Genomic DNA, 20,307 nt, shown 5'->3' with positions numbered 1-20,307 from the left:
ACCGAAGAACGACCCGAGGAGATCGGCATGGAACAAACCACTCTCAGACCTCATGGCTCCACCAGCACGAGTGAGACGGTGCCGCCGTTCGCCAAGTGGGCGGTACTCCCGATCGCCGCGGTGGTCGCGGTGGCCCACTTCGCCGCCAGCTTCGCCGGTGGGTACTGGTTCGACGAGGCGTACATGCTGGCCATCGGCCGCAACCACCTCGACTGGGGTTCGGCCGACCAACCACCGCTGACGCCGCTGCTGGCCACGCTGATGGACGGGATCGCCCCGGGGTCGATCGTCGCGCTGCGGCTGCCCGCCGTGCTCGCCACCACCGCCGCGGTCGTCGTCGCGGCGCTCATCGCCCGCGAGCTCGGGGGCGACCGCCGCGCGCAGGCGCTGACCGCCGGCGCCCAGGCCACGACGCTGTGGATCAGCATGGCCGGCCACTGGCTCACGCCGTACGCCCTGGAGCCCGTCCAGTGGCTGGTGCTGGTCTGGCTGCTGGTCCGCTGGCTGCGGCGGCGCGACGACCGACTGCTGCTGGTACTGGGCGCGGTGGCCGGGATCGCCGCTCAGACCAAGTTCCAGGTGCTGCTGCTGTGCGCGGTGCTGCTGCTCGGCGTGCTGGTGTTCGGCCCGAGGGAACTGCTGCGCAGGCCGAAGCTGTGGGCCGGAGCGGGGATCGGTGCGCTCATCGCACTGCCGACCCTGGTGTGGCAGGCCCTCAACGGCTGGCCGCAGCTGAGGATGGGCGGCGTGCTGGCCGCTGAGGCACAGGTTCTCTACGGAGGTCGTCCCGGCATCGCCGTGACGCTCGTGCTCTGCGCCGGCGTCGCCGGAACCGTGCTGTCGCTCTACGGGCTGTGGCGGCTGCTGCGCGCCGACGAGCTGCGCACCTACCGCTTCCTCGGGGTGACGTTCCTCGTGCTGTACGTCTTCTTCGTCGCCGTAGCGGGGCGTCCGTACTACCTGGGTGGGCTGTACGGACTCGTCGCCGCGGCCGGAGCGCTGGGACTACAACGGCGCAGGGAGGCCGGCAGGCGCCGCTGGGGCTGGGTCGCCTGGCCCGCCTACGCGCTCAGCGCCGCCGCGGCCGTCGGCATGCTGATGACGGCGTCCACCGCAGCCACCCAGTCCGGCATCGCCGGGTCGGGGATCGCGCAGCGCACCGCCGCCGCGTACCACGCACTGCCACCCGACCAGCGGCAGCACACGGCCATCGTGGGCCAGTCCTACATCGTCGCCGCCTACATCGACAGCTACTCGCCGCGCTACGACCTCCCGGAGGCCCACAGCACCAACCGCGGTTACGGCTACTTCCCACCACCTCCGGAGCACGAGGACGCGGTGCTCTACGTCGGCTCCAACCCCGACGAGGTGCGGCCGTACTTCACCGAGGTCCGCGAGGTCGCCGAGGGTGGTCGAGACGCGAGCGTGTGGCTGTGCACCGGTAAGCACGAGCCCTGGGACTCGCTCTGGCCACGGCTACGGCACCTGGACGTCTCCTGACGCGACCGGGCGCCCGATCGGCTACAGCGAGCTGATCAGGCGCTCGACGCGTTCGTCGACGGCGCGGAACGGGTCCTTGCACAGCACCGTGCGCTGCGCCTGGTCGTTGAGCTTGAGGTGGACCCAGTCGACGGTGAAGTCCCGACCCGCGGACTGGGCCGCGGCGATGAAGTCCCCCCGCAGCTTGGCCCGCGTGCTCTGCGGTGGCGTGTCCTTGGCCGCCTCGATCTCACCGTCCTCGGTGACCCGGTCCACCAGGTCCTTGCGCTGGAGCATGTCGAACAATCCTCGGCCGCGCCGCAGGTCGTGGTAGGAGAGGTCGAGCTGGGCGATGCGCGGACTGGACAGTTCCAGGCCGTGCTTGCTCTGGTAGCGCTCCAGCAGCCGGTGCTTGATCGCCCAGTCGACCTCCCGGTCGATCAGCGAGTAGTCCTGCGTCTCCACCGCCTCCAGCGCGCGGCGCCACAGGTCCATGATGCGGTCGGTCATCGGGTCGGAACCGCGCCGTGCCACGTGCTCCACCGCGCGCTCGTAGTACTCGCGCTGAATGTCCAACGCCGAAGCTTCCCTGCCACCGGCCAGTCGCACAGGTCGGCGACCCGTCACGTCGTGGCTGATCTCGCGGATGGCCCGGATCGGGTTGTCCAGGCTGAAGTCGCGGAACTGCACGCCCTGCTCGACCATCTCCAGCACCAGGTTGGCGGTACCGACCTTGAGCAGGGTGGTCACCTCGGACATGTTCGAGTCGCCTACTATCACGTGCAGCCTGCGGTAGCGCTCGGCGTCGGCGTGCGGCTCGTCGCGGGTGTTGATGATCGGTCGGGAGCGGGTGGTCGCGCTGGACACGCCCTCCCAGATGTGCTCGGCACGTTGCGACAGGCAGTACACCGCTCCGCGCGGGGTCTGCAGCACCTTGCCCGCCCCGCAGATGAGCTGCCGGGTCACCAGGAACGGCAACAGCACGTCGGCGATCCGGGAGAACTCCCCGGAACGACCGACCAGGTAGTTCTCGTGGCAACCGTAGGAGTTGCCCGCCGAGTCGGTGTTGTTCTTGAACAGGAAGATGTCGCCGCCGATGCCCTCGTCGGCGAGCCTGCGCTCGGCGTCGGCGAGCAGGTCCTCCAGGATGCGTTCGCCGGCCTTGTCGTGGGTGACCAATTGGGTGAGGTCGTCGCACTCGGCGGTGGCGTACTCGGGATGAGAGCCCACGTCGAGGTAAAGCCTGGCCCCGTTGCGCAGGAACACGTTCGAGGAACGCCCCCACGACACGACCCGTCGGAACAGGTATCTGGCCACCTCGTCCGGGGAGAGCCTGCGCTGACCGTGAAAGGTGCACGTGACCCCGAACTCGGTCTCGATGCCAAAGATCCTCCGCTGCATATACCCAGCCTAGGCTTCTCGGGCGCTATCAGCGGTCCGCCGTTCGAGGGTTCGCGCGAACCGTGTCACACCGTGGGACGACTGATTCGGTTCAGCTCTCACCGTTCGAACTCTCGGCCGACTCCTCCTCCGACGAAGGCTCCGGGAGCAGCTCCTGCAACGCCGATCCCGTGAGCCGCCGGAAGGTGCGGTGCGGCCTGGAGCGGTCCAGGATCGCCACCTCGAGCTGCCCCACCCCCAGCGCTCGCGTGCTCTCCCCCGTCGAGGAGAAGGCCCGGACCGCGAGCTGGATGGCGTCCCGCAGCTCCAGGCCGTCGGTGAAGGAGTCCTTGAGCATCGTCGTGATCGTCTCGGCCTGACCGCCCATCACGACGTACTGCGGCTCGTCCACGATCGAGCCGTCGTAGGTCAGGCGGTAGAGCTGGTCCTGCTCGGCCGTGCGCCCCACCTCGCCGACGCAGATCTCCACCTCGAAGGGCTTGACCTGCTCGGTGAAGATCGAACCCAGCGTCTGGGCGTAGGCGTTGGCCAGCGCCCGGCCCGTCACGTCGCGGCGGTCGTAGGAGTAGCCCTTGACATCGGCCATCCTGATCCCGGCCATGCGCAGGTTCTCGAACTCGCTGTAGCGCCCCGCGGCGGCGAAACCGATGCGGTCGTAGATCTCGGAAACCTTGTGCAGAGTGGTCGAGGGGTTCTCGGCCACGAACATCACGCCACCGGCGTACTTCAACACCACCACGCTGCGGCCACGGGCAATGCCCTTGCGGGCCAGCTCGGAACGCTCCCGCATCAACTGCTCGGGCGAGGTGTAGAACGGCATCGTCACGGTTGTGAACTCCTGGCTCGAATCGTGCGGCGCTTGGCGAGGGGGTGTGCTCGGGAAGCGGCTCAGCCGCCCGGGTGCTGCCTGCGGTACTCGACGACTTCCTCGGCGACGGCGGCGGCCCGCTCCTCCGGGAGCCGCACCGCCCCCTCGGGACCGGTCACGGTCACCACCGAGGGGTAGATCCGCCGGGACAGGTCCGGGCCACCGGTGGCGGTGTCGTCGTCGGCGGCGTCGTAGAGCGACTCGACAGCGCTGCGCACCGCCGCGTCGAGGCCGGCCTCCGGGTCGTGGCGCTTCTTCAGCGCGGACTTGGCGAAGACCGAACCGGAACCGACCGCGTGGTAACCGGCCGTCTCGTTGTAGCGGCCACCGGTGATGTCGTAGGTGACGATCCGGCCGGCGCGCTCGGGATCATCGGCCTCGGGGTCGTAACCGACGAACAGCGGCAGCACCGCCAGGCCCGCGATGGCTCCCTCCAGGTTGCCGCGCAGCATGGTGGCGAGCTTGTTGGCCTTGCCGTCCAGCGACAGCGACACCCCCTCGAGCTTCTCGTAGTGCTCGAGCTCGACGGCGTACAACCGCACCATCTCCAGGGCGATCCCGGCGGTACCGGCGATCCCCACGGCCGAGTAGTCGTCGGTGACGTAGACCTTCTCCATGTCGCGCTGGGCGATGACGTTGCCCATCGTGGCCCGCCGGTCCCCGGCCAGCAGGACCCCGCCGCGGAACGTCAGCGCGACGATGGTCGTGCCGTGCGGCGCTTCGACATGGCTGTGCGGTGCCTCGCGGTCGGGCATCAATTCGGGGGCGGCGTTGCGGAGGAAGTCCGTGAACGAGGAGGACCCCGGGGTGAGGTAGGCGGGAGGCAGGGCCTGACCCGGGAAGTTCCGAGCCGTGCTGGGTTCCATCAGCGACATCGTCTCCTGCTCGAAGTGACTACTTGATCAAGCGGACGCACGCGCGCCGGTCGGTCCGGGCCGGACCGACCGGCGCCGCGCTCGGTGGTTACTGGCCACCCTTTTGAACGTAGGCCCGTACGAAGTCCTCGGCGTTCTCCTCCAGGACGTCATCGATTTCGTCCAGGATGGTGTCCACGTCCTCGCCGAGTTTTTCGCGGCGTTCCTGACCGGCGGCTTCGGTTCCCGTGCTTTCCTCGTCGTCACCGTCGCCGTCGCCGTGGCGTTGTACCTTGTCCTGGGACATCTCGCCTCCCGGTGGTTGCCCTCACGGATGCCGCGGGCGAAGAACCTTCCGTTCTCCGGTGCATCCTGGTGTGAACACTACCTAGCCAGCCCCCGATTCGCCCACATCCACACGAGTCTTTTGGGATCTTTTTACCGCCGATCCGGCCCCACTCGGGCACGACTCACCCATTCGTGGAGGGGTCACCCGTTCGTGAGGGAGTCCACGAGTTCCTCGGCGCTGGCCGCCGAATCCAGCAACTCGCCCACGTGGGCACGGGTGCCCCGCAACGGTTCCAGGGTCGGGATCCGCACCAGCGAGTCCCGGCCCAGATCGAAGATCACCGAGTCCCAGGACGCGGCGGCCACGGCGGACGGGTAGCGCTCCAGGCACCGACCGCGGAAGTAGGCCCTGGTGTCCTCCGGCGGGGCCTCCACCGCCCGGCGGACCTCTTCCTCGTCGATCAACCGCCGCATCGAACCGCGCGCCACCAGTCGGTTGTACAGGCCCTTGTCCATGCGCACGTCGGAGTACTGCAGGTCGATCATGTGCAGCCGCGGCGAGGCCCAGCCCAGGTTGTCGCGACCGCGGTAGTTCTCCAGCAGCTGGAGCTTGGCCGGCCAGTCCAGCCGGTCGGCGCAGTCCATCGGATCGCCACCGAGCAGGTCGAGGACCTCGCCCCAGGTGTCGAGGACCTCGCGCGCGGACTCGCTGCCGTGGCTTTCCACGTACTCGGCCGCCCGCTCGTGGTAGGCGCGCTGCACGTCCAGGCCGGTGAAACGCCTGCCGTCGGCGAGCTCCACCTGCTGACGCAGCTCCGGGTCGTGACTGATCGCGTGGATGGCCTGGACGGGATCGGCCAACTTGAGGTCGTCGAAGCGCCATCCGGCCTCGATCATGTCGAGCACCAGCGCGGTGGTGCCCACCTTCAGGTACGTGGAGGTCTCGGCCAGGTTCGCGTCCCCCACGATGACGTGCAGCCTGCGGTACTTGTCGGCGTCGGCGTGCGGTTCGTCGCGGGTGTTGATGATGCCGCGCTTGAGCGTGGTCTCCAGCCCCACCTCGACCTCGATGTAGTCGGCGCGCTGGGACAGCTGGAAACCCGGTCGCTCCCCCGCCTGGCCGAGGCCGACCCGCCCGGCCCCGCAGATCACCTGCCTGGTGGCGAAGAACGGCGTGAGCCCCGAGATCACCGACGTGAACGGGGTGTTCCGCGAGCACAGGTAGTTCTCGTGGGTGCCGTAGCTGGCACCCTTGCCGTCCACGTTGTTCTTGTAGAGCTGCATCGGCGAGGTGCCGGGCACGCTGGCCGCACGCCGGGCCGCCTCCTCCATGACGCGCTCACCGGCCTTGTCCCAGACCACCGCGTCACGCGGGTTGGTGACCTCGGGCGCCGAGTACTCGGGGTGGGCGTGGTCGACGTAGAGTCGCGCACCGTTGGTGAGGATGACGTTGGCCGCTCCCAGGTCGTCGCCCTCCGAACCGTTGGCCTGGGACGACGACGCCCCGAGATCGAACCCGCGAGCATCGCGCAGTGGCGACTCGACCTCGTAGTCCCAGCGCGCGCGTCGCGCCCGGGGGATCTCGGCCGCCGCCGCGTAGGCGAGCACGATGTGAGTGGAGGTCAACACCGGATTGGCCGTGGAATCGCCGGGAACTGCGATTCCGTACTCCACCTCGGTTCCCATGATCCGCCGCATACCCCGCAGCCTACGGGCTACGGCGGGCTTTGGGCACACCGTGTTCCCGATCACGGTGCACTGTCACTACTCCATTCGGCCTCGCGAGGGCGGGACCGTTTGGTCGAACGTCACGCACCGGTCGGCCCTCGTGCTAGAAAGTTGATCATTCAATCACTTTCGCGAGGAGAAGAATGACCGCACAACCGTCCGTCATGCCCCTCATGCGCCTCTGCAGCGGCTTCTGGGCTTTCAAGGCACTCTCCACGGCTCACGAGATCGGTGTCTTCGACGTCCTGGCCGAACACGGCCCGCTCACGTCCGAGGGCCTCGCCGAGGTCCTGGACATCCCCCACCGCCCGGCCGAGATGCTGCTGACCGCCTGCGCTTCCCTGGAGCTGCTCGACAAGCACGGCGAGGCCTACGCCAACTCACCACTGTCCGAGACCTATCTGGTCACCGGTGGTGAGCACTACTTCGGCGGCTGGGTCGCCTACTCCGACCAACGTCTCTACCCCGGCTGGGGTAAGTTGAGCGACTCCGTGCGCTCGGACCTGCCCGCCACCTGGGACGCCGACTCGCGGCAGGAGGACCTGTTCGACGTCGACGACACCGGTTTCCACACCGAGTTCCAGCAGGCGATGCACTCGCTGGCCAGCAACACCGGCACCGAGGCCGCCAAGTACCTCGAGCTCTCCGACAGCGAGCGGCTCCTCGACGTCGGCGGCGGGACGGCGGCCTTCGCCATCGAGCTGTGCCGGGCCTACCCGCGGCTGCGGGCCACCGTGTTCGACCGCCCCGAGGTCGCCGCGCCCGCACAGGAACGACTGGAGACCGCACCGGTCGGCGACCGGATCGACTACGTCGCGGGCGACTTCTTCGCCGACCCGCTCCCCGGGGGCAACGACGCCGTGCTGATGTCGCTGATCCTGCACGACTGGGCACCGCAGCAGTGCCGGGAGCTGGTGGAGAAGTGCGTGGGTGCGCTGCGCCCCGGCGGGAAACTGATCGTGTGCGAACTGCTCGTCGACGACGACAAGGCGGGCCCGCCGGACGCGGCGCTGATGAGCCTGAACATGCTCGTCGAAACGTGGGGCCGCAACTACACCGCCGCCGAGTACACCCACTGGCTGGAGCAGGCCGGACTGACCGACGTGCACACGGTGCGTTTCGACGCGCCCAGCGCGAACGGAGCGGTCATCGGCACCAAACCCGCGTAACGAGTGCACGGTGGTGCGATTTTCCCTAAAGTTGTGGCACAACTTTAGGGAAAATCGTCACACCCCGGCGATGCTGGTCGAGTCCGTCGGGCGAGCGGCCCCGCTGCTTCGAAAGAATCTTGGATCACCGTGCGAGGATGCTGGTGTGATCCATGAGCAGGAACGCGTGGCGGTCTACGACCCGGGCGGCGAGCCCGTGGGCTCGGCAACCCGCGCGAGAATGCGCGAGGCCGGCCTGTGGCACGCGGCGACGGCCGTACTCGTGCGTTCCTCGGACGGGCGGTCGGTGTACGTGCACCGCCGCACCGACACCAAGGAGATCTACGGGGGCCTGCACGACTGCTGGGCCGGTGGCGTGGTGGCCGCCGACGAATCACCCGCCGAGGCCGCCGCGCGCGAGCTGGGCGAGGAACTCGGCATCCACGGGACTCCACGGTTCCTGTTCCGCACGGTGCACCAGCGCGGCACCGTGCGGTTCCACGCCTTCTGCTACGAGATCGCCTGGGACGGCCCGATCGTCCACCAGCCCGACGAGGTCGCGGCGGGCTGGTGGACGGGGCTGGACGAGCTGCGCCACCGGCTCGACGACCCCGAGTGGCCGTTCGTCCCGGACGGTCGCCAGTTCATCGAGGAATGGTTCGCCACGCACGGTTCGTGACGGCCCAAGCCGTCCTCCGCGGCCTAATGCCAGGGAAGCCGTGCGCGTTCGCCCCAGTACGTCGCCGGGTCGGTAGCCAACGGCGCGAGATCGTGGAGATCGTCGTCCCCCAGCAACACCGAGCACGCCGCCAGGTTGCTGCGCAACTGTTCGACGCTGGCAGGCCCGACCAGCACCGTGTCCGCCCAGGGTTGCGCGAGCACGTGAGCCAGCGCCGCCGTGTCCGCGGACACGCCGTGACGCCGCGCCACCCGCGCGAGCCCGGCGGGAGGCCGCACCACCAACCGTCCGTTGGCCAGCGTCTCCTTGACCAGCACGTGCCGGCCGTCCTCGTGCGCCCGCGCCAGTGCCCCGCCCACGGACGGCTCCAAGCAGTTCCAGGTCGCCTGGACGGCACCGAACAGCGGTTCCGCACCGGCGCGCAGCCGCAGGGCGGCCTCGATCGCCTCGGCCTGCCCCGCGCCGCTGACCGAGACCCCCAACAGCACTCCGGAGTCGCGCAGCCGGGCGAGCTCGTCCCGCAGCGCGGCGTCCTCGAACAGCGGGCTGTCCTCGGTCAGCGAATGCACCTGGTACAGCCGCAGGTGTTCACCGAGCAGCCGGTGACTCATCGGCCACTGGTCCCGGAAGCGCTCGACGGAGTGCTCCTTGACCTCGTGGACCTCGGTCTCCATCCGCCACTCGGCCACGTAGGCGTAACCCCACTTGCTGGATACGACGACGTCGGTGTGCCCGCGTTCGTGCAACCACTCGGACAGGAACTGCTCCGCGCTGCCGTAGGAACGGGCCGTGTCCACCCAGCGCACACCCGCCTCGTGGGCCGCGTCCAGGACCGCGCGCGTGCGCTCGCACATCGCGGCCACGCTGCGTTCGCTCGGCAGGACCCCGGTACGTCCCTCGGTGATGTAGGCGGGCCTGCCCAGCGCCGCCAGCCCCACACCGATCCGATCGACCGGGTCGCGCGGTGCGTGCGTCATGGCTCGCAACATAACCGCTGCGGCGCGGAATCGACACCCGACGCGTCCCGCGCGTTTCGGGGCCGCCCTCGGCGAGGGCGGCCCCGAAACGAACTCGTCGCTTACAGGTACTGGCCGGTGTTGGTGGCCGTGTCGATGGCCCGACCGGTCTCCTGGTTCTTGCCGCTGACCAGGGTCCGGATGTAGACGATGCGCTCGCCCTTCTTGCCGGAGATCCGGGCCCAGTCGTCCGGGTTGGTGGTGTTGGGCAGGTCCTCGTTCTCGGCGAACTCGTCGACGATCGCGTCGTGGAGGTTCTGCACCCGCATGCCCGGCTGCCCGGTGTCGAGCACCGACTTGATCGCGGCCTTCTTGGCCCGATCCACGATGTTCTGGATCATGGCCCCGGAGTTGAAGTCCTTGAAGTACAGGATCTCCTTGTCACCGTTGGCGTAGGTGACCTCCAGGAACCGGTTCTCGTCGGTCTCGGCGTACATCCGCTCGACCGTTGTCTGGATCATGGCGTCCATGGTCGTGACGTGGTCGCCGCCGAACTCGCGCAGATCCTCCTCGTTGATCGGCAGGTCCTTGGTCAGGTACTTGGAGAAGATGTCCTTGGCCGCCTCCGCGTCCGGACGCTCGATCTTGATCTTCACGTCGAGCCTGCCGGGACGCAGGATCGCCGGGTCGATCATGTCCTCCCGGTTGGAGGCACCGATGACGATGACGTTCTCCAGGCCCTCGACACCGTCGATCTCGCTGAGCAGCTGGGGCACGATCGTCGTCTCGACGTCGGAGGAGACCCCGCTGCCACGCGTCCGGAAGATCGAGTCCATCTCGTCGAAGAACACGAGCACCGGCGTGCCCTCGGAGGCCTTCTCCCGCGCCCGCTGGAAGATCAGCCGGATGTGCCGTTCGGTCTCGCCCACGAACTTGTTGAGCAGTTCGGGCCCCTTGACGTTGAGGAAGTACGACTTCGCCTGACCGTCCTCGTCCCCGCGGGAGGCGGCGACCTTCTTGGCCAACGAGTTGGCCACGGCCTTGGCGATGAGCGTCTTGCCGCAGCCGGGCGGGCCGTACAGCAGCACGCCCTTCGGCGGCTGCAACTGGTACTGCAGGTACAGGTCGGAGTGCAGGAACGGCAACTCCACCGCGTCCCGGATCTCCTCGATCTGGCCTCCCAGACCGCCGATGTCGTGGTAGCCGACGTCGGGGACCTCCTCCAGGGTGAGATCCTCCACCTCGGACTTGGGCACGGTGTCGTAGGCGTAGCCCGCCTTGCTGTCGACCAGCACGGAGTCGCCCGACCTGAGTCCCACGTCGAGCAGCGGAGGTGCCAGCCAGACCACGCGCTCCTCGTCGGAGTGCCCGGCGATCAGCGCTCGCGCGTGCTGACCCGCGTCCTCGACGGGGAGCAGTTCCCGGAAGGTGCAGACCTCCCCGGTACGTTCGAAGGTGCCCGCCTCCACCACGGTCAGCGCTTCGTTCAGGCGCACCGTCTGACCGAGCTGCAGGTCCTCGACCTGCACGTTCGGCGACACGGCGACCCGCATCCTGCGCCCGGAGGTGAACACGTCCACCGTGCCGTCCTCGTAGCTGTTCAGGTGCACGCCGTACCCGCTGGGGGGTTGGGCGAGTCGGTCGACTTCCTCGCGCAGGGCCGTGAGCTGGCTGCGCGCTTCCTTCAGGGTCTCGGTGAGTTTGGCGTTCCGTTCGGTGAGCTGACTCACTCGCTCGGATGCCTCGGCCAGCCGCTTTTCCAGCACCCGGGCCTGTTGGGGCGACTCGTTGAGCTGACGGCGAAGTGTGGTCACCTCGTCCTCGAGCTGACGAATCTGGTCGTTGAGCTCGGCGTTGCCGGCCTCGCTCTGCTCCCCGCCTTCATCAGGCCGGTTGCCGGGACGCTCGTGCTGCATGTCGGCACCCTCCTCCCGTGCTCGTAGCACCACGGTACCGGCGATCTTCAACGGACGCGGCGCCGTCAAAGTCGCCGGACGGTCCAGACTGCCACAAAAGTCCGCGAATCCCCATGAATGAGGCCAAAACCGGTGAATCTCCCGACGGCCACTCGCTCACGGTGCGTCAACACCCTGGCCCATTCGAACCACGCGAGGGACTTCGGTCACGGTTTGCCAACGGTGCCATGAACACCCCGTATCTCTTTCACACCGAGTTACCATCACCGATCGCCACGGAGATGTTCGTGTTCCCACCATGTGGAGAGCGAGGGCGCTTTTCCCATGATTCGGAACATCGGACCACCGCGCCGTGGTTGTCCCGGTTCACCGGGACAACCACGGCGCGCGACGACGATATTCCCCGCTCGCGCCGCCCGCCACTCGCGCTCGACCGGCCCCGCGGGGCGCGAGCGGAGGGCGGGCGCCGTGATCCGTGACAAAGTTTCATACTCGGCACACCCGAGAGGCCGCTTCTGGTCTACTTGTAACGCCGCGCACGACAGATCCAGCAGCTTCCTCGGGAGAAGAGACCATGACCCCTCCGCCGCAACAGCCCGGTTCTGGCGGGTGGGGGCGGCAGCCCGAAGCTGATCCGGCACGGCAGCAGCCGGGCCGTTACGGCGACCAGTACCCCCGGTGGGGAGTCTCGCGGGACCCCGGACCGGCACCACCGGCCCAGCAGCCGGGGCAGCGGCCCGATCGATCGACCCCACCTCCGCCGCCCGACTGGAACGGCGCGGGCGACGACCGCTCCGCGCCGGAGCCGGAGCCTCACGGGCTCGGCGACATCGAGCGCACCCCGCGCCGGCCCCGGCGGCCGTGGGTGGTCGGGTTGATCGCGGTGCTGGCGCTGGCCGGCGCCGGGGCGGGGAGCCACTTCCTGTTCCTCGACGGGCCGGGCTCGGCTCGTCCCACAGCGCGGACCGTGGTGGACAAGTTCAACGCGGGAGATCTCGACGCACTCGGTGACCGGGTCTGCCGGAAGAACCGCTCCGCGGTCGAACGGCATTTCACCATGCTCCAGGCGGGCGAGCTCGACCTGCGACTCGGAGAGGTCAACCGCACGGGGGACACGGCGACGGCGGAGATAACGGGAACCTTCTCGCTCGGGGGGACGTCCCAGCGGGTCGACCAGACGCTGGGACTCACGGTCGAGAACGGGCAGTGGAAGGTCTGCGACCTCGACGCGTAGCGCGCGGCAAAGTTCGGAACAGCAACAACGAATCGGGGGGAACCTCATGACACACCCACCGCAGCAACCCGGCCAGGGCGATCCCTACGGCCGGCAACCGGGTTGGGGGCAACCCCAGCCGGGGCAGTACGGCCAGCAGCCGGGCTGGCAGTACCCGCCGAGCGGGCCCCAACAGCCGGGTTACGGTCAGCAATTCCCGCCCAGCGGGCCGCAGCCGCAGCAGGGCGGGCAGTTCCCACCGAGCGGACCCCGGCAACAACAACCCGCCTGGGGGCAGCAGCCCGGCGGGCAGTACCCGCAGAACTCCCCTTACCCCGGCTGGGACGGGCAGCAGCAGGCTTGGGGCCAGCAGCCCGGCGGCTTCGGCCAGATGCAGCCGCCGAAGAAGAGCAGGAAGGGGCTGTTCATCGGCCTCGGCGCCGGTGGTGGTGTCGTCGTCATCGGCCTGATCGTCACCCTCGTCCTCGTCTTCACCGGCGGTCCCGGAAGCCCCCGTCCGGTGGCCCAGCAGTTCGTCGACCACATGAAGGCGAAGAACTTCTCCGCGCTCACAGGAGTGGCCTGCGAAAAAATGAAAAACAACAGCGAGGGATTCAACAAGCTCACACAGGGGAACTTTTCAGACACAATAGCCGAGCAATCAGGCGTTCCGACCGAGATCGCCAAAAAAATGGTCGAGGGCATGAAGTTCGATCTCAGTCTGGACAAGGTCACGGATCACGGCGACAACACGGCCACAGCCAAGGTGAGCGGCCAAATGAAATTTGACGTGACCATCATGGGACGTTCGTTCAACGAGAGCCAGTCCCTGGATGAAAAATTCAACATGGTCGTCGAGGAAGGCCAGTGGAAGATCTGCGATTCCGGGGGGAGCGGTCCGCTGTAGCGAGCTCGCATGCACCGTGCTCCGCCCCACGCGGGACACATGATCTCGGCGGAGCGGAAGGAATCCTGTTCCTCCCGAAACCGGATTCCTTCCGCTCCGCGTGGTCTTTTTCACTACAATGCGACCATCACCCTCAGCCCTTGCCGGAGCGGCGCTGGGGCTTGGGGGGCGTGACGCCGTCGGCCAGGCGCCGGGCGACCAGCAGGAACGCCGTGTGGGCGACCATGCGGTGCTCGGGGCGCACGGCCATGCCCACGGAGTGCCAGGGGCGCAGCATCGTCTCCCACGACTGCGGCTCGGTCCAGGACTGCTGCTCGCGCAGCGCCTCGGTGACCCGGGACAGCTGCGTCGTGGTGGCCACGTAGACCACCAGCACCCCACCGGGCACGAGGTTGGCGTGGACGGTGTCCAGCGCGTCCCAGGGCGAGAGCATGTCGAGCACCACCCGGTCGACCTCGCCGTCGACGTAGTCGTTGAGGTCGGCGACCCGCAGGGTCCAGTTCGACGGCGTCTCGCCGAAGAACCGCTCCACGTTGCGCTCGGCGTGCTCGGCGTGGTCCTGGCGCACCTCGTAGGAGAGGACGCTGCCCTCGTCACCGACGGACCGCAGCAGCGAACACGTCAGCGCCCCGGAGCCGGCACCGGCCTCCAGCACGCGCGCGCCGGGCCGCATGTCGCCCCACATCAGGATCTGGGCGGCGTCCTTCGGGTAGATGACCTGCGCACCGCGCGGCATCGACAGCACGTAGTCGGAAAGCAGCGGACGAACGGCGAGGAACGAGGTGCCTCCCGCCGACGCGACCACCGAGCCCTCCGGCTTGCCGATGAGGTCGTCGTGGGCCAGCACACCGCGGTGCGTGTGGTACTCCCCCGCCTCCCGGAGCACGACCGTATAGCGCCGCCCCTTCGGATCGGTCAACTGCACCCGGTCGCCGGGTTGGAACTGCCCACTGACGGTGCTCACGTCTGCTGAAACCTCCTGCGAAACCTCTGCGTACACACGGCGCATCATCGTCGCAGAGGCCCCGGCGAGACCGGCGAGCAGTCACCCGCCGCCGGGCGGCTCCGAGTTCAGCGCCTCGCGCAGCTCCTCGCGGCGCAGCACGCCGCTGGGTCTCCCCTGCTCGTCGACGACGAGGAACTGCCAGGCCGGCACGTGCCGGACCCGCTCGATCACCTCGTCGGTGGGCTCGCTGTCCAGCACGATGGTTTCCGGGGTGACGGGTTCGGCGGCCCGCTCGGCGGGCTCGTGCGGAGCGCTGGCCACCAGCCGTTCTGCCGCGTTCCGGTCCAGCAGCCCGACGGCGACCCCGTCGGCGCGGACCAGGACCACGCCCCGGCCGGCCGCGGCCGTCAGCGCGTCCCCGACCGGGCTCTCGGCGGGCAGTTGCAGGATCGGGCGCACCAGTTCCCGCAGCCGTATCCCCTCCGGCCGGCGACTGCGCTGCTCGGCCGCGTACTCGGCCCTCGCTCCGGCGACGACGAACCACGCCATCAGCGCGCACACCGCCAGCCTCAACCACTGCCCCCGCACGTCACCGACCAGTCCCGCGATCGCCCACACGCTCAAGCCCAGGGCCACCACCGCAGCGCCGATGACGCCCGCCGTGGTGCCCGTGTGGCGCCTCCCGGTCACGGACCAGGTCAGGGCGCGCAGCATCCGCCCGCCGTCGAGGGGCAGCCCGGGAAGCAGGTTGAACACCCCGACGGCGAGATTGGCCACGCAGGTCTGGGCCACCAGCAGCCAGGTGGCCCCACCGGCGTTCATGGCCAGCCATCCCAGGCCGGTGGCCGCGGCCAGCACGAGCGAGACGACGGGGCCGGCCAGGGCGATCATGCCCTCCTGGCGCGGCTTCGCCGGAGTGCGCGATATCTCCGAGATGCCTCCCAGCAGGAACAGCCGGACCCGCCGCACGGGCAGCCCCAGCCGCAGCGCCACCAGGCAGTGCCCGAGTTCGTGCAGCAGCACCGACACCGCCAGCAGCACCGTGAACGTCGCGGCGATCACGGCGGCGGCCCACACCCCCACGCCGGGGAGGAGCCGACCGACCAGCGGTGTGTAGAACAGGACGATCAAGGCGGCACCCAGCCACCACGACGGTGACAGCAGCACCGGTACGCCCGCGACGCGGCAGAGCAGCAGCCCGCCCCGATCCTGTCCTGATGTGGTGGCCATGCACGCAGCGTAGAACGCCACCCGTACAACACCGGTAACCCACCGTTGGCCCGCACGAACACGTCACGGGTCTGCTCTAGGGTGCGGGGGATGACCAACGATTCCGCCCGGACGCGGCGCCCGGCGTTGTCACCGTCGCGTGCCGGTGATTTCAAGCAGTGCCCGCTGCTGTACCGGTTCCGCGCGGTCGACCGACTTCCGGAGACCCCCACCAAGGCGCAGGTGCGCGGCACGGTCGTGCACTCTGTGCTGGAACGGCTGTTCACCCTCCCCGTCTCCGAACGCGACCGCGAGCACGCCCACGAGCTGCTGCGCCCGGCCTGGCGGGAGATCCGCGACGAACAACCGGAGCTGGGGGAGCTCTTCGGCGACGAGACCGAGCTGGCCGACTGGCTGGAGAGGGCCGGCGGCCTGCTGGACTCCTACTTCGAGTTGGAGGACCCCCGCCGCCTGGACCCCGAGTCCTGCGAGCTGCGGGTGGAGACCGAGCTGGACAGCGGCGTGCTGCTGCGCGGCTTCGTCGACCGGGTCGACGTCGCCCCCACCGGGGAGATCCGGCTCGTCGACTACAAGACCGGAGCCGCTCCCCGGGAGGTCGGGGAGGGCAAGGCCCTGTTCCAGATGAAGTTCTACGCCCTGGTGCTCTGGCGCAGCCGCGGCGAGCTCCCCCGCCAGCTGCTGCTGATGTACCTGGCCGACAAGCAGTCGTTGGCCTACACGCCGGACGAGGACGAGCTGCGGCGCTTCGAGCGCACGCTGGACGCGATCTGGCAGGCCATCCTGCGCGCGGGCCGCACGGGCGACTTCAGGCCGAACCCCTCGCGGCTGTGCGACTACTGCGATCACAAACCGCTGTGCCCGGCGCACGGGGGCACCCCGCCGCCGTACCCGGGCTGGCCGGAACCGGAGCCCGGTACCGAAACGCTGCTGGACCGCACGGACTGAGGCCCCCGAGGACGCCCCAAGAGGAGGGACCCAGAGGTTGAACACGGTGAGCACGTCCCCCGACGTCTTCTACGAACGACTCGACACCGGCCACTACAGGGCCACCGAGCACACGGTCGGCCCGTGGTCGGACAAGGCCCAGCACCTCGGTCCCGTCTCGGCGCTGCTGGTCCGGGAGCTGGAGCGGTGCGAACCGAAGTCGAGCACGGCGATCCGCCGGGTCACCGTCGACGTCCTCGGTCCGGTGCCGGTGGACGAGGTCGAGGTGCGCACCGAGGTGCTGCGTCCGGGCCGCTCCGTCGAGCTCGTCGCCGCCGAGCTGTCCTCCGGTGGGCGGACCGCCGCGACGGCCAGGGCCTGGCGCATGGTGCGCTCCGAGACCGCCGCGATCGCCGCCGACGACGCGGAGCCCCTCGACTCCCCGGAGTCCTGCGCACCGATGCCGTTACCGGACGGCTGGACGGGCGGTTACGCGGAAGCCCTGGAGTGGCGCACCGCCGACGAGGCCGTTCCCGGGACCGGGCACGCCCGGGTGTGGGCTCGACCGCGGATGCCCCTGATCGGCGGGGAGGACCCCACGGCGCTGCAGCGCCTGTTCGCCGTCGCCGACTGCTCCAGCGGGATCTCCAGCCGACTGGACTTCCGCGAGTGGGCCTTCGCCAACACCGACCTGAGCGTGCACCTGCACCGTGAACCGGTCGGCGAGTGGGTCGGGCTGGACGCGCGGACCACGCTCGGTCCGGAGGGTTCCGGGGTCGCCCACAGCGTCCTGCACGACACCGCGGGGGCCGTGGGCCACTCGATGCAGGCCCTGCTGCTCGCCCGGCGGTGATTCCGACCGGGGCTCCTGGGGAGGGGCCCGGGGGTGGGCGGCCAGTGCTGTCGCAGCGAGGCCAGGAAGACCCGGGGCGAGGTCGAGCACGGCCTCGTCCGGACGCTTGGAGTCCCGCACCCGGGTCCGCGCTCCCGTCATGCGCACCTCGACGCAGTTGTCACCTTCATCGCCGTAGTAGGTGAACGGCCGAGCAGAGTCGTGGGGAAGCCGACCGGTGCACCCTTGCCGCCGAAGCCGAAGACGGTGAAACCACCACGTGCGGAATCGCGCGGGGTGTCGCTGCTCAGTACCCGGAATTCCAGCGCATCACGTTCGTGGGTCAGACGTAGCGGGTACCGCAGTTGTTCCTGCATGACTTCGGGGCCGCCCGCCACCGCACGCAGTGCGTCCTCGGCGGCCGACGAAGCGAGCGGTGTTCAGCTCGGGCGAGCTCAGCAATCTGGACTGGCGGGCCGACCGGAACGCGGTGCGCTCCTCACGCTCCTCGTCCGAGGCAGTCCACCACGCGCCATCGCACTCCTCGATGACGGCCCGCACGGAGCCGGGGTTCGCAACGGACCGGGAACGATCCCGGGCTCGTAGCCGCGAAGCACTCACTCCTTCCCGACCCCGCGCACCCGCTCCCCCTCCTGATCACACCGCAAGAAGTAACTGCCGTAACCGGTGCAGGTGGTTACCCGATTTCGCGCGAATCGAGTAACCACCGAAAGTGGTAGGGCGGTTACTTCGCCCCTCGGGAACCTCAGGACACGGCCTCAGCCGCCGCAGGACCCGTCGCCGCAGGGCCCGTCGCCGTCGGGTCAGTCAGTCGTCGTAGGGATCGTAGTTGGCCGCGCTCGCGTAGTCGCCGGGCGCTTGGGTGGCGTCCACGATCGCGAACCTCGCACCCACCGGATCGCGGAGCACGGCGGCCCGGCCGAGGCTGGAGTCGTAGGGGTTCACCCTCACCCGGCCACCCAGCTGGATGGCCCGCCGCACGAGCTCCTCGGTGCCGACGTCCGGATCGACGCCGAGGTACATCAGCCAGTGCGGGCGGGAGTCGGCGGTGATGTGTTCGCGGATCATGCTGACCCGGGCCAGCACGGACTCGTCACCGAGGTACCACACCGAGTAGTCCAACTGGTGGTCGACGCCGAACTGCTCGGAGGAGTACCCGAACAGCTCGCCGAAGAAGTGATCGGCCATCTGCGCCTTGATGGTGACGAGTTCCGCCCACATCAGGGTTCCCGGCAGACCGACGTCGAACTGCCAGGAGTCCTCCGGCTCCAGCAGGCCGAACTCCGCCTCCGACGGTCCCTTCAGGACCACCTTGCTGCCGACGCCGGAAACGGGAGCCGGGGGAACCGTGACCGTCGCCCCGAGCTCCTCGGACTGCCGGGTGACCGCGGCGCGGTCGGCGGTGGCCAGGAACAGCCGCCACTCGGAGGCCCCCTGCTCGGCGGTGCGGATGCTGGCCACGGGGAACCCGTCGCGGAAGGCGATCACGTGATCGTCGCCCCGCGACTCCCCGCGCGGCTCGTACTCCCAACCGAAGAGCCCGGCGTAGAAATCACGCGCCCGCCACGGCTCGGTGGTGACCAGCTCGATCCAGCACGGCATCCCCGCGTAGAGATCCCACCGCGGTGGCGTCTGCCCCGGTACTACGACACGCATCCGGCAACCCCCGGTCCACACTCAAGATCAGGTTTTCTGCTCCATTATGCGCGCACGAGCGGTCGGCGTGGGGGTGATGGGGCAATTCGACGACGACGGACGCCGAAAGCCGTGTTCTACAGGCGGCAGGCGCGCAGGTCGGAGGACAGGATGGCCTTGGCTCCGACCGCGGCCAGCCGGTCCATGATCGCCGGGGCCTCCCGGCGGGAGACCATCGCGCGCACGGCGACCCAGCGATCGTCGGCCAGCGGCGCCATCGTCGGCGACTCCAGCCCCGGCGTCATCGTCATCGCCTCGTCCAGCAGTTCCCGGGGGCAGTTGTAGTCCAGCATCACGTACTGCTGGGCGTAGACCACGCCCTGCAGACGCGCGATCAGCTGGTCCTTGGCCTGCGCGTCGTCGGAACCGTCGCGCTCGACCACCACCGCCTCCGACGTGCAGATCGAATCGCCGAAGGCGATCAGACCGTGCTGGCGCAGCGTCCGGCCGGAGCCGACGACGTCGGCGATGGCGTCGGCCACACCGAGTTGGATGGAGATCTCCACGGCGCCCTCGAGGTGGATGACCTCGGCGCCGACCCCGTACCGGGCCAGGTCGTTGCGCACCAGCTGGGGGTAGGAGGTGGCGATCCGCTTGCCCGCGAGCGCCTCGACGGACCAGTCCCGGTCGTTGGGCGCGGCGTAGCGGAAGGTCGAACCGCCGAAACCGAGCGAGAGCCGTTCGCCCACCGGGGCCCCCGACTCCATGGCCAGGTCGCGGCCGGTGATGCCGATGTCGAGCTCGCCGGAGCCGACGTAGACCGGGATGTCCTTGGGCCGCAGGAAGAAGAACTCGACGTCGTTGTCGCCGTCGAGCACGGTCAGGTCCCGCTGCTCATGGCGCTGCCGATACCCGGCTTCCGCGAGCATCTCGGAGGCGGGACCGGCCAGCGTGCCCTTGTTGGGCACTGCCACACGCAGCATGGACTCGTTCTCCTTCGTCACAAGTAGCGGTAAACGTCGTCGAGGGACAGCCCGCGCGCCAGCAGAATGACCTGCAGGCGGTAGAGCAGTTGCGAAGCCTCCTCGGCCAGCTGCTCGTCGGACTCGTGCTCCGCGGCGATCCACACCTCACCGGCTTCCTCGAGCACCTTCTTGCCCTGAGCGTGGATGCCGGCGTCGAGCGCGGCCACCGTCGACGAGCCATCGGGGCGGCTGTCGGCGCGTTGGAGCAGTTCGGTGAACAACTCGTCGAAGGTCTTCACGGGGTACGATCCTTGCAT

Annotated in this window: 20 protein-coding genes and 1 pseudogene; 7 read left to right on the top strand and 14 right to left on the bottom strand. The window is 69.2% G+C overall.

From position 1 onward, the window contains the following. Positions 1–27 precede the first annotated feature (27 nt). Positions 28–1,500 carry a glycosyltransferase family 39 protein gene (locus tag FHX42_RS05040; protein WP_182542954.1) on the top strand — a complete coding sequence of 491 codons (1,473 nt, stop codon included), beginning with the start codon at positions 28–30 and terminating at the stop codon, positions 1,498–1,500. Between the two features lie 21 nt (positions 1,501–1,521). Here FHX42_RS05040 and pafA read toward each other — a convergent pair whose 3' ends face one another. From pafA to dop, 5 genes are all read right to left on the bottom strand, one after another. Beyond that, complete coding sequence (gene pafA, locus FHX42_RS05035; RefSeq protein WP_182542953.1) at positions 1,522–2,880, bottom strand: Pup--protein ligase; 1,359 nt, start codon at positions 2,878–2,880, stop codon at positions 1,522–1,524. Positions 2,881–2,971: 91 nt separating this feature from the next. Next, on the bottom strand, positions 2,972–3,706 hold the full coding sequence (gene prcA / locus FHX42_RS05030; RefSeq protein ID WP_182542952.1) for a proteasome subunit alpha: 735 nt from the start codon (positions 3,704–3,706) through the stop codon (positions 2,972–2,974). Positions 3,707–3,768: 62 nt separating this feature from the next. Further along, positions 3,769–4,614, bottom strand: a complete 846-nt coding sequence (gene prcB / locus FHX42_RS05025) for a proteasome subunit beta (RefSeq protein ID WP_182542951.1) — start codon at positions 4,612–4,614, stop codon at positions 3,769–3,771. A 97-nt stretch (positions 4,615–4,711) separates the two neighbouring features. Next, positions 4,712–4,909 carry a ubiquitin-like protein Pup gene (locus tag FHX42_RS05020; protein ID WP_182542950.1) on the bottom strand — a complete coding sequence of 66 codons (198 nt, stop codon included), beginning with the start codon at positions 4,907–4,909 and terminating at the stop codon, positions 4,712–4,714. A gap of 182 nt (positions 4,910–5,091) precedes the next feature. Beyond that, positions 5,092–6,588: a depupylase/deamidase Dop gene (dop, locus tag FHX42_RS05015; protein ID WP_182542949.1), complete on the bottom strand. Its 1,497-nt coding sequence runs from the start codon at positions 6,586–6,588 to the stop codon at positions 5,092–5,094. A 173-nt stretch (positions 6,589–6,761) separates the two neighbouring features. Here dop and FHX42_RS05010 point away from each other — a divergent pair, with 173 nt between their 5' ends. After that, on the top strand, positions 6,762–7,787 hold the full coding sequence (locus tag FHX42_RS05010) for a methyltransferase (RefSeq protein ID WP_182542948.1): 1,026 nt from the start codon (positions 6,762–6,764) through the stop codon (positions 7,785–7,787). A 220-nt stretch (positions 7,788–8,007) separates the two neighbouring features. Next, complete coding sequence (locus FHX42_RS05005) at positions 8,008–8,445, top strand: NUDIX domain-containing protein (RefSeq protein WP_182543522.1); 438 nt, start codon at positions 8,008–8,010, stop codon at positions 8,443–8,445. A gap of 23 nt (positions 8,446–8,468) precedes the next feature. On the opposite strand, the gene FHX42_RS05000 is transcribed toward FHX42_RS05005, so the two are convergent. Next, entirely contained in the window at positions 8,469–9,422 is a 954-nt protein-coding gene (locus FHX42_RS05000) for an aldo/keto reductase (RefSeq protein WP_182542947.1), read from the bottom strand. Between the two features lie 101 nt (positions 9,423–9,523). Then, complete coding sequence (arc, locus tag FHX42_RS04995; RefSeq protein WP_182542946.1) at positions 9,524–11,317, bottom strand: proteasome ATPase; 1,794 nt, start codon at positions 11,315–11,317, stop codon at positions 9,524–9,526. Positions 11,318–11,891: 574 nt separating this feature from the next. Here arc and FHX42_RS04990 point away from each other — a divergent pair. Both FHX42_RS04990 and FHX42_RS04985 read left to right on the top strand, forming a co-directional pair. Then, positions 11,892–12,551 carry an Rv0361 family membrane protein gene (locus tag FHX42_RS04990; protein WP_182542945.1) on the top strand — a complete coding sequence of 220 codons (660 nt, stop codon included), beginning with the start codon at positions 11,892–11,894 and terminating at the stop codon, positions 12,549–12,551. A gap of 46 nt (positions 12,552–12,597) precedes the next feature. Next, positions 12,598–13,437, top strand: a complete 840-nt coding sequence (locus FHX42_RS04985; protein WP_182542944.1) for an Rv0361 family membrane protein — start codon at positions 12,598–12,600, stop codon at positions 13,435–13,437. A 133-nt stretch (positions 13,438–13,570) separates the two neighbouring features. Here the strand turns inward: FHX42_RS04985 and FHX42_RS04980 are convergent, their stop codons facing one another. Both FHX42_RS04980 and FHX42_RS04975 read right to left on the bottom strand, forming a co-directional pair. Continuing rightward, positions 13,571–14,446: a tRNA (adenine-N1)-methyltransferase gene (locus FHX42_RS04980; protein ID WP_182543521.1), complete on the bottom strand. Its 876-nt coding sequence runs from the start codon at positions 14,444–14,446 to the stop codon at positions 13,571–13,573. Positions 14,447–14,482: 36 nt separating this feature from the next. Next, the gene (locus FHX42_RS04975; RefSeq protein WP_182542943.1) at positions 14,483–15,613 is read right to left on the bottom strand and encodes a site-2 protease family protein; all 1,131 of its coding nucleotides are present in this window, start codon (positions 15,611–15,613) and stop codon (positions 14,483–14,485) included. Between the two features lie 90 nt (positions 15,614–15,703). Between FHX42_RS04975 and FHX42_RS04970 the strand changes: the two genes are divergently transcribed. Together FHX42_RS04970 and FHX42_RS04965 are read left to right on the top strand one after the other, a co-directional pair. Further along, positions 15,704–16,558: a RecB family exonuclease gene (locus tag FHX42_RS04970; RefSeq protein WP_182542942.1), complete on the top strand. Its 855-nt coding sequence runs from the start codon at positions 15,704–15,706 to the stop codon at positions 16,556–16,558. A gap of 46 nt (positions 16,559–16,604) precedes the next feature. Beyond that, positions 16,605–17,390, top strand: coding sequence for a thioesterase family protein (locus FHX42_RS04965; RefSeq protein WP_328795907.1), 786 nt, complete (start codon positions 16,605–16,607; stop codon positions 17,388–17,390). 84 nt (positions 17,391–17,474) lie between these two features. On the opposite strand, the pseudogene FHX42_RS27615 reads toward FHX42_RS04965, so the two are convergent. From FHX42_RS27615 to FHX42_RS04945, 5 genes and pseudogenes are all read right to left on the bottom strand, one after another. Continuing rightward, positions 17,475–17,558 (bottom strand): annotated as a pseudogene (locus FHX42_RS27615) (DUF397 domain-containing protein); the annotation flags it as partial. Then, entirely contained in the window at positions 17,528–17,776 is a 249-nt protein-coding gene (locus FHX42_RS27610; RefSeq protein WP_407926205.1) for a Scr1 family TA system antitoxin-like transcriptional regulator, read from the bottom strand. The gene FHX42_RS27610 and the pseudogene FHX42_RS27615, both read right to left, overlap by 31 nt. Positions 17,777–18,197: 421 nt before the next feature. Continuing rightward, positions 18,198–19,046 carry a VOC family protein gene (locus FHX42_RS04955; RefSeq protein ID WP_182542940.1) on the bottom strand — a complete coding sequence of 283 codons (849 nt, stop codon included), beginning with the start codon at positions 19,044–19,046 and terminating at the stop codon, positions 18,198–18,200. Positions 19,047–19,162: 116 nt separating this feature from the next. After that, positions 19,163–20,008 carry an ATP phosphoribosyltransferase gene (gene hisG / locus FHX42_RS04950; RefSeq protein ID WP_182542939.1) on the bottom strand — a complete coding sequence of 282 codons (846 nt, stop codon included), beginning with the start codon at positions 20,006–20,008 and terminating at the stop codon, positions 19,163–19,165. 17 nt (positions 20,009–20,025) lie between these two features. Next, complete coding sequence (locus tag FHX42_RS04945; RefSeq protein ID WP_182542938.1) at positions 20,026–20,289, bottom strand: phosphoribosyl-ATP diphosphatase; 264 nt, start codon at positions 20,287–20,289, stop codon at positions 20,026–20,028. Positions 20,290–20,307: the final 18 nt, after the last annotated feature.

This window comes from Halosaccharopolyspora lacisalsi (genome assembly GCF_014137975.1).
GTDB lineage: Bacteria > Actinomycetota > Actinomycetes > Mycobacteriales > Pseudonocardiaceae > Halosaccharopolyspora > Halosaccharopolyspora lacisalsi.
Note: the sequence above shows the minus strand (reverse complement) of the source record. Positions and strands in the feature narration are given on the sequence as shown.